The 15849-nt window shown below is 32.9% G+C and carries 17 protein-coding genes; 4 read left to right on the top strand and 13 right to left on the bottom strand.

Annotation, left to right across the window (positions count from 1 at the left end; all coding sequences use genetic code 11):
• Positions 1-31: 31 nt before the first annotated feature.
• Positions 32-556 carry a hypothetical protein gene (locus J8M14_RS19430; RefSeq protein ID WP_211076491.1) on the bottom strand — a complete coding sequence of 175 codons (525 nt, stop codon included), beginning with the start codon at positions 554-556 and terminating at the stop codon, positions 32-34.
• 398 nt (positions 557-954) lie between these two features.
• Here J8M14_RS19430 and kynU point away from each other — a divergent pair, with 398 nt between their 5' ends.
• Complete coding sequence (gene kynU / locus J8M14_RS19425) at positions 955-2232, top strand: kynureninase (RefSeq protein ID WP_211076490.1); 1278 nt, start codon at positions 955-957, stop codon at positions 2230-2232.
• Between the two features lies 1 nt (position 2233).
• Here the strand turns inward: kynU and J8M14_RS19420 are convergent, their stop codons facing one another.
• Positions 2234-3088 (bottom strand): AraC family transcriptional regulator, encoded by an 855-nt coding sequence (locus J8M14_RS19420; protein WP_211076489.1) that lies wholly within the window; start codon positions 3086-3088, stop codon positions 2234-2236.
• A 141-nt stretch (positions 3089-3229) separates the two neighbouring features.
• Between J8M14_RS19420 and J8M14_RS19415 the strand changes: the two genes are divergently transcribed.
• Complete coding sequence (locus tag J8M14_RS19415) at positions 3230-4390, top strand: MFS transporter (RefSeq protein ID WP_211076488.1); 1161 nt, start codon at positions 3230-3232, stop codon at positions 4388-4390.
• Here the strand turns inward: J8M14_RS19415 and J8M14_RS19410 are convergent, their stop codons facing one another.
• The 11 genes from J8M14_RS19410 to J8M14_RS19360 form a co-directional block, all read right to left on the bottom strand.
• Positions 4391-5113 (bottom strand): hypothetical protein, encoded by a 723-nt coding sequence (locus tag J8M14_RS19410; protein ID WP_211076487.1) that lies wholly within the window; start codon positions 5111-5113, stop codon positions 4391-4393.
• 89 nt (positions 5114-5202) lie between these two features.
• Positions 5203-5571 carry a cupredoxin domain-containing protein gene (locus J8M14_RS19405; RefSeq protein ID WP_211076486.1) on the bottom strand — a complete coding sequence of 123 codons (369 nt, stop codon included), beginning with the start codon at positions 5569-5571 and terminating at the stop codon, positions 5203-5205.
• Positions 5572-5675: 104 nt separating this feature from the next.
• Complete coding sequence (locus tag J8M14_RS19400) at positions 5676-6224, bottom strand: carboxymuconolactone decarboxylase family protein (RefSeq protein WP_211076485.1); 549 nt, start codon at positions 6222-6224, stop codon at positions 5676-5678.
• Positions 6225-6660: 436 nt separating this feature from the next.
• The gene (locus J8M14_RS19395) at positions 6661-7032 is read right to left on the bottom strand and encodes a DoxX family membrane protein (protein WP_211076484.1); all 372 of its coding nucleotides are present in this window, start codon (positions 7030-7032) and stop codon (positions 6661-6663) included.
• Positions 7033-7070: 38 nt separating this feature from the next.
• Positions 7071-7544, bottom strand: coding sequence for a hypothetical protein (locus J8M14_RS19390; protein ID WP_211076483.1), 474 nt, complete (start codon positions 7542-7544; stop codon positions 7071-7073).
• 106 nt (positions 7545-7650) lie between these two features.
• Positions 7651-8502, bottom strand: coding sequence for a helix-turn-helix domain-containing protein (locus J8M14_RS19385; RefSeq protein WP_211076482.1), 852 nt, complete (start codon positions 8500-8502; stop codon positions 7651-7653).
• A 35-nt stretch (positions 8503-8537) separates the two neighbouring features.
• Positions 8538-8822 carry a hypothetical protein gene (locus tag J8M14_RS19380; protein WP_211076481.1) on the bottom strand — a complete coding sequence of 95 codons (285 nt, stop codon included), beginning with the start codon at positions 8820-8822 and terminating at the stop codon, positions 8538-8540.
• Positions 8819-10483 (bottom strand): response regulator, encoded by a 1665-nt coding sequence (locus tag J8M14_RS19375; RefSeq protein WP_211076480.1) that lies wholly within the window; start codon positions 10481-10483, stop codon positions 8819-8821. The genes J8M14_RS19380 and J8M14_RS19375 overlap by 4 nt, the downstream gene beginning before the upstream one ends.
• 14 nt (positions 10484-10497) lie before the next feature.
• Complete coding sequence (locus J8M14_RS19370) at positions 10498-11334, bottom strand: aldo/keto reductase (RefSeq protein WP_211076479.1); 837 nt, start codon at positions 11332-11334, stop codon at positions 10498-10500.
• Between the two features lie 6 nt (positions 11335-11340).
• A complete protein-coding gene (locus J8M14_RS19365; RefSeq protein WP_211076478.1) occupies positions 11341-12729 on the bottom strand; it encodes an ATP-binding protein in 1389 nt (462 codons plus the stop codon).
• Positions 12730-12816: 87 nt separating this feature from the next.
• Positions 12817-13464, bottom strand: a complete 648-nt coding sequence (locus tag J8M14_RS19360) for a flavin reductase family protein (protein WP_211076477.1) — start codon at positions 13462-13464, stop codon at positions 12817-12819.
• 46 nt (positions 13465-13510) lie between these two features.
• On the opposite strand from J8M14_RS19360, the gene J8M14_RS19355 reads away from it, so the two are divergent.
• Together J8M14_RS19355 and J8M14_RS19350 are read left to right on the top strand one after the other, a co-directional pair.
• On the top strand, positions 13511-14314 hold the full coding sequence (locus tag J8M14_RS19355; RefSeq protein ID WP_211076476.1) for a class I SAM-dependent methyltransferase: 804 nt from the start codon (positions 13511-13513) through the stop codon (positions 14312-14314).
• A gap of 145 nt (positions 14315-14459) precedes the next feature.
• Entirely contained in the window at positions 14460-15830 is a 1371-nt protein-coding gene (locus tag J8M14_RS19350) for an NAD(P)/FAD-dependent oxidoreductase (protein WP_211076475.1), read from the top strand.
• Positions 15831-15849: the final 19 nt, after the last annotated feature.

Raw genomic sequence — 15849 nt, 5'->3', positions numbered from 1 at the left:
ATTTTAATACCGTGGTAAAACAATATTTTCATTAGTTTGTACAAGGTACGAAACGGAATTTAATCTCGTTCGTGTGAATTGTTAGTGATAGTCTATTGAGTCTTACAACTATTTCCTCTGGGATTTCGTCTGTTGAAATATCATTATCTATTCCTCCGTCATCAGCAGAGTCACCAATGTCTCCACCAACACCATTGTCATTACTATCTCCTTCTTCATTCTCATTATTAAGAAGTAGAGGGCTACAGAATATCCAACTCTCTTTAGTGTTACAAGATGTTGGAACTCTACGTATAACAGATGTTGCGAATTCTTTTTCTATATGTTGTTCAAGCAAATCTCTTTCTTCTGCTGTATAGTTTCCATCATATTTGATATAATAAATAATAGGTGTATCACATGAAAAATCAGAATTCCGATCCGGAAATCTGTCTCTCCCAAATTTTGATTGTATTTGTTCCGTTTCAAAATTTTCTTGATGATAATCATCCTTAGAACAGCTTTGTGTGATTGCTATTGTCAAAATAACCGATAGAATTAATCCAATTTTTCTCATTTACTTACTTTTTTTGTAGTTACAATATTACTAATTTTTAAAGGCAAACTAAAACCTATGTATTGGTATATGAAATCTTTTATTTGTTACTTGATTTCTAAAATATTTTTACAACTAAGCATTTAGTTGTAAAACACTATAGTAACTGAAAAAAAATACTTTTGTTTCATTATAATCTGATAATTTTCTTTTTTTACAGTTTAACCTTATTTAATGCGTGGATTAATACTCGAACATTTTTAGGAACAACTTTAATTTCAGATCTGTTACTTATTTAGTTTATGTCACCATTCTTTAAAATGTTACTTCCTGTATTATTTTTTTACTTTTAGATGATAAAACATATTGCCTAATTCTCAATTGTAATCTGTATTTTTGATTCAAAATTAAACTCACTCATGCAATTCAAAAACACTAAGGAATTTGCTCAGCAACTAGATAGCCAAGATCAACTTAGCACATATAGAGAACAATTTATTTTTCCTAAAGTAGACGGGAAACAGGTCATATATTTTACAGGAAATTCTTTAGGCCTTCAACCTAAAAATACTCAGCAATATGTAGATGAAATCATGAAAGATTGGGGTGAGTTAGCTGTAGAAGGTCACTTTTATGCTGATAAACCTTGGTGGGATTATCATGAGCGATTAGCAGAACCTCTTTCTAAAATTGTGGGAGCTAAACCTTCAGAAATTACGGTTATGAATACTTTAACCGTTAATCTTCATTTATTGATGGTTTCTTTTTATCGCCCAGAAGGAAAGCGATATAAAATTATTTGCGAAGAAAAAGCTTTTCCTAGTGATCAATATATGTTACAAAGCCAGGTGAAGTTTCATGGATATAATCCAGAAGATGCTATTGTAGAAATTAAGAAAAGAGACGGAGAACATAATTTCAGGACAGAAGATATCCTGGATACTATCAAGAAAGTAGGAGAAGAATGTGCCTTGATTCTGATTGGAGGGGTAAACTACTATACAGGTCAGGTATTTGATATGAAAACCATTACTAAGGCCGGTCATGATATTGGTGCTTTTGTCGGTTGGGATCTTGCACATGCCGCAGGTAATATCAAATTAGAGTTACACGATTGGAATGTAGATTTTGCAGCCTGGTGTAGTTATAAATATATGAATAGTGGCCCGGGTAATGCTTCGGGATGTTTTATACATGAGCGTTTTCATAATAAAAAGGATATCCCACGATTCGAAGGTTGGTGGGGGACGAGTAAAGAAACCCGGTTCTTAATGAAACCTGAATTTGAACCTATGTCTAATGCGGATGCCTGGCAATTAAGTAATGCACCTGTTCTGGCAATGGCTCCTTATTTAGCATCATTACAATTATTTGATAGTGTCGGAATGGATGCTTTGATCGAAAAACGAAATCTTATAGTATCTTATTTAGAATTTGTTTTAAAAGAAATCGATAAGGAAGTAGATAGTACATTCGAAATTATCACACCATCTGACCCTCAAGAACGAGGAACACAATTATCAGTCTTTTTACACGGAGAAGGAAGAAAGCTTTTTGATTACTTAATGAAAAAAGGGGTGATTGTAGATTGGCGAGAACCTAATGTAATTCGTTTAGCTCCAGCTCCATTTTATTGCTCTTATGAGGATATGTATGAATTTGGACAAATACTCAAACAAGGTATTCTAGAGCAATAGTTTATGACCTGATCTGAGTACTATATATTGTGGGTGTAGTGCCTGAGTATTTTTTAAATTGTTTTGAAAAATAAGAAGGATCATTAAAACCGCATTGATACATAACTTCTGATACTGTGATATCCTTTTGTTGGAAAAGTTCTTGTGCTTTTTTTACTCTAAATTCATTTAAAAAATCTATAAAAGTCGTGCTGGTTGAAGCTTTAAACATTCTACAAAATGAATTTGGGGTTAAACCTAAAGTATTGGCTACAATTTCAGAACGAATTTCTTTATCATAGTTATCATTAACATATTGATATACCTTTGATATTCTCTCCAGAGATTGTTTATTACTATCTAAAGAATAATTCTTTTTGATCAGTGTTTTCTGATCATTAGCTATTGATAATTGATATAAAATTTGAGTAAAGTTCAATAGTTTTTGAGTATCTGTTTGATTTTTAAACTTTAGGAAATATCCAGAAAGTTTTTTTTGGGTTTCAGCAGAAAAGATAATCCCTTGTTTAGATTTTTCTATAAAAGCAATAATAGATTCAAATTCGGGAAAAACAGCCAGTTTTTCCTTAATAAAGCTTTCGGGAAACTGAATGACAACTTCAATATTATTTTTAAACTGTTTATTGCCTAACGGCATATGTGGAATATTAGGGCCTAGAAAAATGAGTAACCCATCACTATATTCACCAGAAAAAGAATCTACCCGTATATTGCCATTACCATTCCTTACAAATACAATTTCATATTCAGGGTGAAAATGCCAGTTGATAATAGAACATAGTGAAGAATATGTATAACTCTCAATTTTTAAAGACTTGGAGTGTTCCAGATATATATTTTCATAAGCAATATTCATATAACAAAATTATCATTTTGTACGAAAAAGAATAGTATTTATGAATATTTTATCATAAAATGAGAATATTTTGTATTAAAGATTGACTTGCTGAAGGCTTAATTTTGAAATAGTTGTGTGTTATCTTATACAATCCGATATATGAATTCTTTACAATTAATTTTGACGAGATTACGTTATTTTGGCCCGGCTTGGGTATTTGCATCTCTAAATATTATAGTAGGAACTTGGGTATTGTATATTCCTCAGATCAAAACTAAGCTGGCTATTGATGATGCACAGCTAGGAATTGCGTTGTTTTGTTTTGCTATGGGTACGTTGACAATGATACCGTTATCCTCAATGATCATTGATAAAATTGGAGTAGGTAAAACTACATTTTATGCTATAGTAATTTTTTCACTATTGTTTTTGATACCGGTGGTTATGCCTACTTATCTGACTTTATGTTGCTCTCTTTTTTTTGTCGGGTTGTCGGGTTGTCTTACCGATATAGCTATGAACGCTTTGGTTTCTGATATTGAACAAGAAGATGGAGTACATATTATGTCTGCATCACATGGGTTTTTTAGTTTAGGAGGTGTAATCGGTGCTGGTATTGGTAGTCTGGTTATTACTTATTTTGAAGTTGCACTAGTTCACATGTTATGTTCAGTTATTTTTGTGATAGCTACAAATCTGCTCATATTCAGAGTGTATTTTTTTATCAAAGGCCGAAAAGAGGAGAAAGAAAAAAGAAGGTATAATTTTAAATTAATGAAACCTTTATTAGGGTTAACGATGATTGCTTTTTTAATAATGGGTAGTGAGGGTGCCATAGAGCATTGGAGTAAATTATATCTACAAGATATTGTGCTAATTACATCCGAAAAAATCTCTGGATTTGGTTTTGTGTCGTTTTCTGCAATGATGACTTTAGGAAGGTTTTTAGGAGATGAAGTAAGTAAACGTTTTGGCTCTTTTGCAATCATAATAGGAGGGTGCTTAATCAGTATTTTTGGTTTTGCAGCTGTTCTGATGTCTCACTTTATTATTTCGATTATTGGGTTTGGCTTGGTTGGATTAGGTTTTTCGGTAATTATTCCAGAACTATTTAGATTGGCAGGAAAGAACAATGGAGTTTCTTCTGCTCAAGGAATATCCTTTGTAGCCGGATTCGGTTACCTTGGGTTTTTATTGAGTCCTCCTTTTTTAGGATTTTTATCAAAGATAGAAAGCCTACAACTAAGTTTTATCTCATTATTAGCTGCAGCGGTAATAGCTCTAATTATCACATTCTTAGTAAAGAGAAAAACAATCTGATTATTCTCTTGTGACTTCTACATTAGTAAAATGTAATTTCCAATCACCTTCATTTTTCCTGTGCGCTTTGGCAATTTTTATTCCATCAAAGTTTTTATAATCTTCCCAAGAAGTTATTAATGACGGTTTTTCGGTATTTTTCTTTCTAAATACCCATTCTTTAATTATAAAATCACCTTCAAAATAAAAATCATATGCATCTCCCGGAGTATAACCACCTTTATTGTTATATACTACAGTGAGTTTTTGCATTTGTTTTCCGCTAATGGGTGCGACTTCATTTACTTTAAGTGTAGAATTATAACTCGAAGCATCCCATACTAAGTTAAAAGGTGCCAATAACCAAAATTTATCATTGATAAATCCTTGGTCTGCTTTTACAGATAAACTATCAATATTGTTTCTGTTATATGTAATTGTATCTTCCGCAGTGATAAGTGTAACGATATCTTCTTTGGGTTTCCAACTCCAAGAACGTTCATAATGAGTAGTATCACGATCTACATTAAAAGTGAATTTTATTTCTTTTACATTATTCCACTTTTTTATGCCGTGAGCCTGAGCAATGGCCTCAGCAGTTGTAGTCATTTTTTCTTTCTCTACTCTAATAGGTTCAGGATTTCTTACTTCTTTATCATCTTCATATTTTTTTTCGGTTTTAATTTCCGTTTTACAAGAAACTATAGACAAAGAAATAAAAGTAAAAAGGATGAACTTTTTCATGTAGGATTAGTTTTTTGGCTAAAATATAAAAAGAAAAACCTTGCTAAACTGAATTAACAAGGTTTTAGGTTTTGAAATTTTTCAAAAGGTTATTCCACCACCAATGTATATTGAGGAGTTTTGTTTAGTGGACAAAAGTATTTATATGTACCTTTTTGTAAAGTAACCGTATTCGAACTTTCGGTTTTACCTTCTTTTACCACTTTGGTTACATAAGCATTTTTAATATGATTTTTAGAGTCAGAAGCATCTTTTCCTTCAGGGACTAATACGAATCCTACGTCAGTACCTGCATTGTTATTAGAGATGTTGAAAATATAGGCTCCTTCTGATAATTTTATTTCTTTTTGAGTAAACTCTCCTTTAGTTTGTTCTAAAGTGACTGTTTTTACATCTTGCGCTTGTGCACTAAAAGTGATTGCTAAAATAAATGTGAATGCTGTGATTAACTTTTTCATGATTTTAATTATAATTTAAATGATTTAATAGTTTTTTGTAATTAACCCGGAAAGGATAAAATGATCCAAATATTTTTCCTTTCCGAGAATGTTTATGTGATTATTTATATAGATACAGTTTCTAGTGGTTGTACGGCAGGAAAGTCTACCGGAATCTGTGTGGTGTTGTTTATATAGTTAGAAATTGTTTTATCTCCAACAAGTACAATAGTATCAATTAGGTTCCCTTTAGTATATCCAACCGCAAGGAAGTTGTCTACTACATTTTGATCAGCTCTTCCTCTATTTTCAGTAATATTCTTAGCTAGTTTTGCCAATGCGTCTAGTTTTTGATCAAAAGAAGCGCCTCCTGCTCTTAATTCTAAGATTTGTTCGTCTGTAAAACCATTCATTTTACCAATAGCTGTGTGTGCAGAAAGACAATAGTCACATTCGTTTACCTGACTTACCACTAGATTTACTGCTTCTTTTTCTTTGTTAGATAGTGAGGTTTTAGCATTCGAAAAGTTTAAATAATTTTCTAATGCTGTTTCACTATGTGCATAAGTAGCAAATAAGTTGGGTACAAACCCCAAGGCTTTGTTTAGATTGTCAAATATGGCTTGATTATTAGCGCTTACTTCTTCTCTTGTTGGTACATTAAATGTGCTCATTTTTTAGTTTTTTTAATTAATATTTTATTGAATTATTTGTTTTAATTTGATTTTACAAAGTTGCGACAGAAACCAGGGTAATAAAATGTTCGTTTTTCCCGAGTACATGTCAAATCTTCCCGATCACTTTTTAGTTTTTGACAAAAGGTTTTTCTGCATCACAATAAAAATCGTGGATTGCTTTTTGTTCGCAATGTGTTTTTGGGCTAATCGAGTTTATGATTTGTTTTTTTCCTTGACGAAAAATCTCTATTAAATTGAAAATTGATTTATTCTGAATCATCTTTATATTGTTTTAAATTTATGATACAAAGATGCATTTAGAAGAGAGGTTAAGAAATGGTAGTTTTTCCCGATGGGTTGTCAATTTTTCCCGAACATAAAAAAACCTCTAAATAATAGAGGTCTTGAGATTAAATTGGTGAAATATTTTTTATTAAAAAAACTTAACTTGTTTTCTGTGTATCCAAAGAATTAAAGCACTTAAGACAAAAGTTGCTACGGCTGTTATAAAAAGAACACCACCATCGTTGTTAATTTCAATTCCAAGTTTAGTAAGATGCATAAGAATAGCTCCTCCAATTATTCCTAGAGTCAGTGTTGCTCCTATCCAAACTGTTTTTGGGATTAAAAGTAGTATTCCAGAAATAAGTTCTACAATGCCTATACTAATTCTTCCATAGGGTTCCATTCCTACTTTGGTAAATATGTAAACACTATCTGGATGAGCAGTAAATTTAAATCGTAGTGTTTGGATTAAAATTATTGCTACAATGATCCGAAGCAATAGGGGTAAAATCTTTTTCATGTTGAGTTTGTTGTTAGCTTTTAATTACGTTAAATCAATTATAGAACACTGGGGAGAGCGTCTATTTTACCATTAAAAGTATTCTTTCTTGTAAGAAAATACAACTCTTCAAGGTTATTATCTTTCTTAAATTGATGAAGCAACTCAGGTAAGTTTTCGTTTAAAAAGTCTTTAAAAGATTGAACATCAGAACTTAGGTTTGCTCCTTTTCTAATAGTTTTTAGATATACAATGCTTAAAATTTCTAAATTACTTCTCTCTGATAGGAATAATAGTACTTCTGGGTTTTCTTTAGCTTTTTTGATCTCAATTCTAAAGTTAATGTATTCTTTTTCAATTAACTCTGAATTAAAATCACTAAAATTGTTGGTATATACAACTTCTTCAGTTTGGTTATTTAGGTAAACTGTTTCTAATTGGTCCTCATATATGACCTGAGCATTTGTTATTAAAAAAGAGAATAATAATAGGCTCAGGACACTTGTTTTTATATTGTGTATTGAAGTTTTCATGATTTTATGTTTTACCCGAATTGTTTTCGGTGGTTGATTATAATTTACCATACAAAATTGGGGCAAAAACTAATAAAATGACATTGCACTTTTTCCTAGGAACATGTCAATACTTCCCTTCAGGTTCTAATTTGAGTTGTTTTTTAAACTCAGAAGGAGAAAAAGATGTATGTTTCTTAAACATTCTGCTTAGGTGTGACGCATCTTCAAAACCAATTTCATATGCAATCTCTTTAGCTGTTTTGTCTGTATATATAAGTAGGCGTTTAGCTTCTAAAATAATTCGATCATGAATAATCTGTAAAGGACTTTTCTTAAATTTTGCAAAGTTGTTAGATAATGTTTTAGGAGATTTAAAAAGTTTTCCGGCGTAAAAAGATACTGAATGCTCTTTTCTAAAATAACTTTCTACCAATGAGTTAAAAGCTCTCATTAAATCAATCTGTTCATTATATACATTTTCAAAATCACTTTGTTGTTTCATTAAGCGCGTAATGGTAATAATAAAACGAGCCATAAGCATACGTAGCATTTCTGCCTGAATGTTGTCTACGGTTTGCAGTTCGTCTAAGAAGACGTTATACAAAAAATCAAGTTTTTTTTGATTATTAGCGTCAAGTTCTATTATCGGGATAGTATTATTTCCATAAAATAACAATCCCATACAACTTACTTCTTTATCATGATCTTTGATACAATAAAACTCTCTATTGAATTGATATACTGTTAGATGTTGCCCTTCAATAAATTTGAGATATTGATTGGGGGTGAGAACAATTATTCCATTTGGTTCCAGAGTAACGTTTATACCATCAACTTCTAATGTAGCAAATGTTTTTCTTGTCCAAATAAATGTGAATAATTCTACATTTTTTGATTCAGAATAAAAGTTCAATAACTCTTCATCTGCTATTTTTAATACCGCATCGGTAGAAAATTCTTTAAACTCTTTGATCATAGGCTTTAAGTCGTTTTAGTACTGCAAAACTTACATTAATATTTTAGAAAAGATTTATGTTCATAACACCATGCCCATCGCTCATTAGGTTCGGCAGAGATGACTACGGTGTGATTGTTGTGTAGTTTATAATGTTGACTTGCATGTTTGTTAGGAGAAGAGTCACAACATAGCGTAACTCCGCATTCCTGACAGGTTCTGAGATGCACCCAGTGATCTCCACTTTTTATACATTCTGCACATTCGTAATTGTTGTCGGTTTTGATATTATTAGCGTCAAAACCCTGCAAATGCTCACATATCTTAGTTTTTAGTTTCATATTTCTGCTAGATATTCGTGTACAAATTTTATTGCCATAGCACCTTCGCCTACAGCTGATGCCACTCTGTTCATTGCGCCAGCTCTTACATCTCCTGATGCAAAAATTCCTGGGCTACAGGTTTCTAGTAAAAAAGGCTCTCTATCTTTTTTCCAAACCCTTTTAAAGTTTTCGTATCGAGTAAGATCTCTTCCAGTTTCTATAAAACCTCTTTCATTTTTAATAATATCTAGTGTAATCCAATCGGTATATGGCCTAGCCCCAATGAAAATAAATAAAGCATCTGCAGGAACTCTTCTTATTTCAGAAGTTTCACTATTAGATAATTCAAGTTCGGTAAGACGATCGTTTTCTCCTGAAGCTTTGGTGATATTTGTGTGTCCCAGTAATGTTATATTATCAATTGCGTTTATCTGATCAATTAGGTAGCTAGACATACTGTGTGATAAATCTTTCTTACGCACTGTGATATATACATTTTTGGCAAACTTAGAGAGATACACTGCGGATTGACCAGCAGAGTTACCACCACCCACAATAAATACTTCTTTGTTCTGGCAGGCCTGAGCTTCGGTCATTGATGATCCATAATAGATTCCGGCACCTGTGTATTTTTCAATGCCTTCAGATTCCAGTTTTCGGTAATTCACACCTGTAGTAATGACAACACTTTTGGTGCTAATACATTCACCATTTTCTAAGGTAATACTTTTATACCCATCTTTTTCTGTGATAGAAGTTACTTCTTGAGGGGATAAAAATTCTATCCCGAACCTTTTAGCTTGAGTAATAGCTCGATGTGTTAGTTCTTGTCCACTCAATCCATTAGGAAAGCCAAGATAGTTTTCTATTCTGGAACTCGTTCCTGCCTGACCACCAGGGGCGTGTTTTTCGATTAATAAGGTTTTTAGGCCTTCAGAACCACCATATACTGCTGCAGCTAATCCGGATGGTCCTGCACCAATAATGACCACATCATACAGACTGTCTTTTGGATGAGCATTTAACCCTAAAGATGTTGCAAGCTCAACAATATTGGGGTTTTTAAAACAGTTGCCATCCTGTAACGAAACCACAGGCATATCTGCCGCAGTTAGATCATGCAGTTTTATAATTTCTTTGGCCTTATCACTAGTTTCTGCATCTAACCATTGAAAAGGAAATAAATTTGCAGATAAGAAATCTTTGATATCATGAGATTTTGGTGAAAATTGATATCCAATAACTTTAATTCCGTCAAACTCGGGTTGAAAATTTAATTGCCAAACGTTCAGCAGATCATCCAATGTGGGGTATAGTTTTTCTTCAGGTGGATTCCAGGGTTTGGTCAAATAATAATCAAGTTGAACATCGTTAATAGCTTTAATAGCGGCATCAGTATCAGAATATGCTGTTAGTAGTACTTTCTTGGCATCAGGGTAGAATATTTTGGCTTCTGTTAAAAATTCTACACCCAACATTTCCGGCATTCGTTGATCAACTAAGAATAAAGCAATGATTTCGTTTTTCTTTTTTAAATCCGCCAATGCTTCTAAAGCATCATTGGCAGAATCTGTACTCATGATACGATATTCCTTTCTATATTTTGATTTCAGATCTCGGGTAACCGCTCTTAATACTTGTGGATCATCGTCTAATGCAAATATGATAGGTTTCTTCATTCGTTTTATTTTTCTTAAAAATCAAAATTATCAGGGTCGGGCCCTGTACGTTGGTGTTTATCCAAAGAATCAATATAATTCATATCTTCTTTAGTAATCTCAAAATCAAAAAGATCAGCATTAGAAATGATTCGTTGTCTTTTGACTGACTTTGGGATTGTTATTACTCCTTTTTGTAGATTCCAGCGTAATACAATTTGGGCGACTGTTTTATTATATTTTGAAGCTAAATTCTTAAAGACATCAAGTTCAAAAATCTTTCCTTGCATCATTGGAGACCAAGCTTCATATTGAATTTTATGTTGATTGCAGAAATCAATTAAGTCTTGTTGCACTAGGTATGGATGAAATTCCATCTGATTGACCATTGGTTTTATTTCTGAATTATCAAAAAGCTGTTGTAGATGATGTTGCATAAAGTTACTCACACCTATGGCTTTTATTCTTTTTTCATTGTAAAGTTTTTCTAAAGCTTTCCAGGTATCTATATATCTCCCTTTTACCGGCCAGTGTATTAAATAAAGATCTAGATAATCTAATTGTAAACGGTCTAAACTTTTTTCAAAAGCTTTTAATGTCTGATCATAACCTTGATCAGAATTCCATACTTTACTTACTACAAAAATATCTTCTCTAGAGATGTTGCTGCTATTGACAGCTTGTCCCACTCCTTCTTCATTTCTATAGATACTTGCCGTGTCTATATGCCGATAACCGGTTTCTAATGCCCAGTGAACAGAATCAATCACTTCATTATTGTTATCGGCAAGATAAACGCCTAACCCAAAATAAGGCATTTCTACCCCATTATGCAAAGTGAATGTTCCTTTAATATCTGTGATTTTTTTCATATTTCTTTAATCAATTGGTAAACAAACTGTAAAAGTAGTTTCGCCTTTTTTAGAGGTCACTTTAATATCTCCGTTATGCTGGTTAATAATTCGTTGTACCACTTCTAAACCCATTCCAGTGCCTTTGCCAATACTCTTGGTAGTAAAGAAAGGATCAAAAATAGAACTCAGATGCTCTTCAGGGATTCCTTCTCCGTTATCTGTAATATCGATTTTTATAAAATTCTGATCCTGGAGTGTGGTAATTTTTAAAATCCCGGAGTGATCCATGGCATCAATAGCGTTATCAATAAGATTAGTCCATACCTGGTTTATTTCACTAACGAATATTTTGGGTTCTGGTAATCCTTCAGGAAACTCTTTATGTACTTCGATGTTTTTCTTCTTCAACTTATGATTAAGCATAGTAAGCGTACTTTTGATACCAATATGAATATCGTTGGCAACCTTTTCTGGTGCGCGATCCATATGAGTATAACTTTTTACAGATTGTACCAAACTCGAAATTCTGTCTGATGCTTCTTCAATTTCACCAACCATTTTCTCCGTAGTTAATACGTTTTCGATCCATTCTATGGCGTTGGGAAAATTATGATCACCAGTAGTTTTATGAATTTCTTCCATAGCTGGAATCCCCATACAGAAATCTAGTAAGGTTTCGGTAAGTTCAAAAGCGTTATCCAAACCATGATCTTCTAGCCATTCTTCTAACTCATCTTCCTTTTCATTACGTTCTGTAAGTTTCATGTTATTTTCCGGGCGATTATTAATCTTATCAAAAAGGATATTATTCAAGAGATCTACTTGTTGCTCAGAAATTTTAATCGAAGTGATTTTTTTAAATTTCTCTGGAACATTACCTAAATGTTGTTTTAGGGCTTTGGCACTTCGTAACATAGCAGAAGCGGGATTATTTAGCTCATGAGCTAAACCGGCAGATAATTTACCAAGCGCCATCATTTTTTCGGACTGAACATTGTTTTTGGTAAACTCCCGGACACGAGAGGTCATATTATGCACTAGGCTTTCAGTAAGTTCATAATGACTGGAAATCATTTCTCTAAACAATGATTTTTCTAAGACAAGTGCTTCTATATCTTCAATAACTTCGCCATAACCCAAAGCAGAACTTAACCTTGAAAATGGTAGTGTGCCGGCAATACTATTTTTAGAGATTTCCCCAGTAACCTTATAATTGCCATTTTGTTCAATTTTAATTTCTACTTTTCCTTCCAGAATAATAGAGAGTTTATCAATAGTATCTCCTCTTTGGAAAATGTATTCTCCTTGTTTAAAAGATTGTACAGTCGAGTTGTCAATTAACCATTGTAATTGTTTGTCTGGAACATTAATAAAATCAGGAATTTCACGAAGACGTTGTGTGGTAACTTTCATTAGACTAAAAATAATTAATTAAAATACCCTTTGCAATAGTTCACAAAGGGTGTTTTCTTAAGATTTTTATAAAATTGACCTCTTAATTTAAGATTTGTTCAATAACGATTCTGTTTGTTGATCAGGTTTTGCATACTTAAAACGATCCAACAATGCAGGTAGCGCATATCCATCTAACCCTATAGATGCTACTGTCTCTACTTTATCAAGTTGGGTCCAACCGTCTGGATGAAGGGTTTTCTCGTCAATATATAAATGTTCGATGGCTCCTATAATAAGAATGGTATCATTTTCTTGGATTAGGTATTCATTTATGTATTTACAACCTAATTGTATAGCGCTATTTTTTACATATGGAGCGTGAAAGTTACCCAGAAACACTTCATTAAGATCAGTTTTGTCAAATTCTGAAATATGCTCATCATATTTTGCAGAGGTGTGATGTGCATCTGCAATTATATCTTTATGAACTTGATTTACTGTGAAATATCCTGTTTCTTTAATGTTTTTATACGTATTTCTGGGAACAGTGGTGGGCCTTAGGATAAAACCAAGCATCGGTGGATTACTGCCGATGTGGATAATAGAATTGAAAATAGCCACGTTGGTCACATCATTCTTATCTTTAGTTGCTAACAAGTTACAAGATTTGTAGCCTGTACAACTGTTAATTAAATTAGCACGATATCTGGATGGTAATCCGAGTAGGTCTTGTGCCGTGAAGTGATTTATCATTCTAATAAAGTATTTATATATCAAAACTACCTATTCAAAAAATATTATGAACAAAGAATTTGATAAATATTTTGAAACCAATAGGCAAACATGGAACGAAAAAGTAGCTATTCATGCAAAAAGTGAATTCTATGATATGAAAGCTTTTAAAAAAGGAGAGACTACTTTAAAACGTTTTGAGTTGGAAGCTTTGGGTGATGTTTCAGGTAAGTCTTTGCTGCATTTACAGTGTCACTTCGGGCAAGATACTCTTAGTTGGAGCAGGATGGGAGCTCGATGTACAGGAGTAGATATTTCTGAAGAAGCAATTATACTGGCAAAAGAATTAAATAAGGAGCTAGAACTGGATGCAAAATTTGTTTGTTGTAATGTATTGGATACTTCTGATCATATAAAAGATCAATTTGATATCGTTTTTACAAGTTATGGAGTTATTGGATGGCTGCCAGACCTAAAGCCTTGGGCAGTTATGATCGCTGAACGTTTAAAACCTGGAGGTGTTTTTTATATAGCAGAATTTCATCCCATAGTATGGATGTTTGATTATTTAGAAGAAAAACCAATTATTAAATATGGATATCATCAAAAGGAGGTTATTTATGAGGAATATCAGGGAACTTATGCAAATATGGAATCTAATATAATAAGTAAAGAATATGGATGGAATCATGGGTTGGGAGAGGTAATATCAGCCTTAACTGAAGCAGGATTACGAATCGAATATCTTAGAGAATATGATCAATCTCCATATCAAATATTTCCTGATTTGGTAAAGAAGGAGAAGGGGATATTTGAAACTAAAGATAAATTGTATCCGTTACTATTTACAATAAAGGCAGTAAAGGAATAATTCGGTAATAATTCTTACATTTACCGAAGGTTTTAATGTTTGCATATGCTCTTCCTATTGGTTGTGGCGGACCTGTCGGAACATTAAAACTCGGATCATTTCGAGATTCTACATAATTCCGGCAAGTTGAGAATTATAATAATTTATGCAAACAAAAGACATAGCTATCGTAGGAAGTGGCCTCGTGGGTTCACTGTTAGCCATCTATTTAAGAAAAAGGGATTATAAGGTTACTGTCTTTGATAGAAGACCAGATATCAGAACAGTAGAGTTTAGTGGTCGATCTATAAATTTGGCCATGTCCGTACGCGGTTGGAAAACCTTAGATACTATAGGTATTGGTGAAGAAGTACGAAAACTTGCTATCCCTATGCATAAAAGAACAATGCATATTACAGGTGAACCAATATATCATCAAAATTATGGAAAAGATGGTGAAGCAATCTATTCTATACCTCGCGGGATTCTTAACCGAAGAATGATCACACTTGCGGAAGAAGAGGGAGTTGAATTTCGGTTTAATGAGAAAGTATGGGATATCAATTTACCTGAAGCAAAAATTTATACTGGAGAAACTGAAAAAGGTGAGTGGAAAGAGTATCAATTCGATATTATTTTTGGCTGTGATGGTGCTTTTTCAAGAGTTCGACATAAAATGCAAAGGAGAAGTAGGTTTGATTACTCGCAGAAATTTTTAGATACAGGATATAAAGAATTAGGTATTCCTCCTAATCCCGATGGAACTCATAAGCTTGATAAGAATTCACTACACATTTGGCCAAGAGGTAAGTTTATGCTCATTGCATTACCTAATCTTGATGGTAGTTTTACCTGTACTTTGTTTATGCCTCATGAAGGAGAAAATTCATTTGAGCAACTAACTACTGATAATGGAGTAAAAGCTTTTTGGGAAAAATATTTTCCTGATACTATAGAATTCATGCCTTCACTTTTAGAAGATTTTGCAAATAATCCAACAAGTGCTTTGGTAACGATGAAATGTTATCCCTGGACGTATTGGAATAAAGTAGCATTAGTAGGAGATTCCGCGCATGCAATTGTACCGTTTTATGGGCAAGGAATGAATGCCGGGTTTGAAGATATTACAGTACTTGATGAACTTATAGAAGATATGGGAGATGATAATTGGCAGGATATCTTTGAAGCATACCAAGAATCCAGAAAGCCTAATGCCGATGCCATAGCCAAGTTATCTTACCTCAATTTTATTGAGATGAGTAGTAAAACAGCAGATCCTAATTTCTTATTACGAAAAAAAATTGAAAAACATTTCTATGATAAATACCCTGATAAATGGGTGCCTCTATACTCTAGAGTAACATTTAGCCATCAACCCTATGATGAAGCTTTTAATATTGGAGTTCGGCAATCAGCGATAATGGATCAGGTGATGCAAATGGAACATATTGATGCTATTTGGGATACTAAAGAAGTAGAACAATATATTCTTGAACTTTTAGAGGAGAAAAAATATAAAAAAGTGAAAAGTTCTTAATTGGATGTTTACTATATAG

The organism is Aquimarina sp. MMG016, assembly GCF_018100805.1.
Lineage (GTDB): Bacteria > Bacteroidota > Bacteroidia > Flavobacteriales > Flavobacteriaceae > Aquimarina.
Note: the sequence above shows the minus strand (reverse complement) of the source record. Positions and strands in the feature narration are given on the sequence as shown.

What these genes read in the sequence shown, in the direction of transcription:
- J8M14_RS19430 (WP_211076491.1), bottom strand. Translation starts at nt 556, where the DNA reads ATGAGAAAAATTGGATTAATTCTATCGGTTATTTTGACAATAGCAATC.
- kynU (WP_211076490.1), top strand. Translation starts at nt 955, where the DNA reads ATGCAATTCAAAAACACTAAGGAATTTGCTCAGCAACTAGATAGCCAA.
- J8M14_RS19420 (WP_211076489.1), bottom strand. Translation starts at nt 3,088, where the DNA reads ATGAATATTGCTTATGAAAATATATATCTGGAACACTCCAAGTCTTTA.
- J8M14_RS19415 (WP_211076488.1), top strand. Translation starts at nt 3,230, where the DNA reads ATGAATTCTTTACAATTAATTTTGACGAGATTACGTTATTTTGGCCCG.
- J8M14_RS19410 (WP_211076487.1), bottom strand. Translation starts at nt 5,113, where the DNA reads ATGAAAAAGTTCATCCTTTTTACTTTTATTTCTTTGTCTATAGTTTCT.
- J8M14_RS19405 (WP_211076486.1), bottom strand. Translation starts at nt 5,571, where the DNA reads ATGAAAAAGTTAATCACAGCATTCACATTTATTTTAGCAATCACTTTT.
- J8M14_RS19400 (WP_211076485.1), bottom strand. Translation starts at nt 6,224, where the DNA reads ATGAGCACATTTAATGTACCAACAAGAGAAGAAGTAAGCGCTAATAAT.
- J8M14_RS19395 (WP_211076484.1), bottom strand. Translation starts at nt 7,032, where the DNA reads ATGAAAAAGATTTTACCCCTATTGCTTCGGATCATTGTAGCAATAATT.
- J8M14_RS19390 (WP_211076483.1), bottom strand. Translation starts at nt 7,544, where the DNA reads ATGAAAACTTCAATACACAATATAAAAACAAGTGTCCTGAGCCTATTA.
- J8M14_RS19385 (WP_211076482.1), bottom strand. Translation starts at nt 8,502, where the DNA reads ATGATCAAAGAGTTTAAAGAATTTTCTACCGATGCGGTATTAAAAATA.
- J8M14_RS19380 (WP_211076481.1), bottom strand. Translation starts at nt 8,822, where the DNA reads ATGAAACTAAAAACTAAGATATGTGAGCATTTGCAGGGTTTTGACGCT.
- J8M14_RS19375 (WP_211076480.1), bottom strand. Translation starts at nt 10,483, where the DNA reads ATGAAGAAACCTATCATATTTGCATTAGACGATGATCCACAAGTATTA.
- J8M14_RS19370 (WP_211076479.1), bottom strand. Translation starts at nt 11,334, where the DNA reads ATGAAAAAAATCACAGATATTAAAGGAACATTCACTTTGCATAATGGG.
- J8M14_RS19365 (WP_211076478.1), bottom strand. Translation starts at nt 12,729, where the DNA reads ATGAAAGTTACCACACAACGTCTTCGTGAAATTCCTGATTTTATTAAT.
- J8M14_RS19360 (WP_211076477.1), bottom strand. Translation starts at nt 13,464, where the DNA reads ATGATAAATCACTTCACGGCACAAGACCTACTCGGATTACCATCCAGA.
- J8M14_RS19355 (WP_211076476.1), top strand. Translation starts at nt 13,511, where the DNA reads ATGAACAAAGAATTTGATAAATATTTTGAAACCAATAGGCAAACATGG.
- J8M14_RS19350 (WP_211076475.1), top strand. Translation starts at nt 14,460, where the DNA reads ATGCAAACAAAAGACATAGCTATCGTAGGAAGTGGCCTCGTGGGTTCA.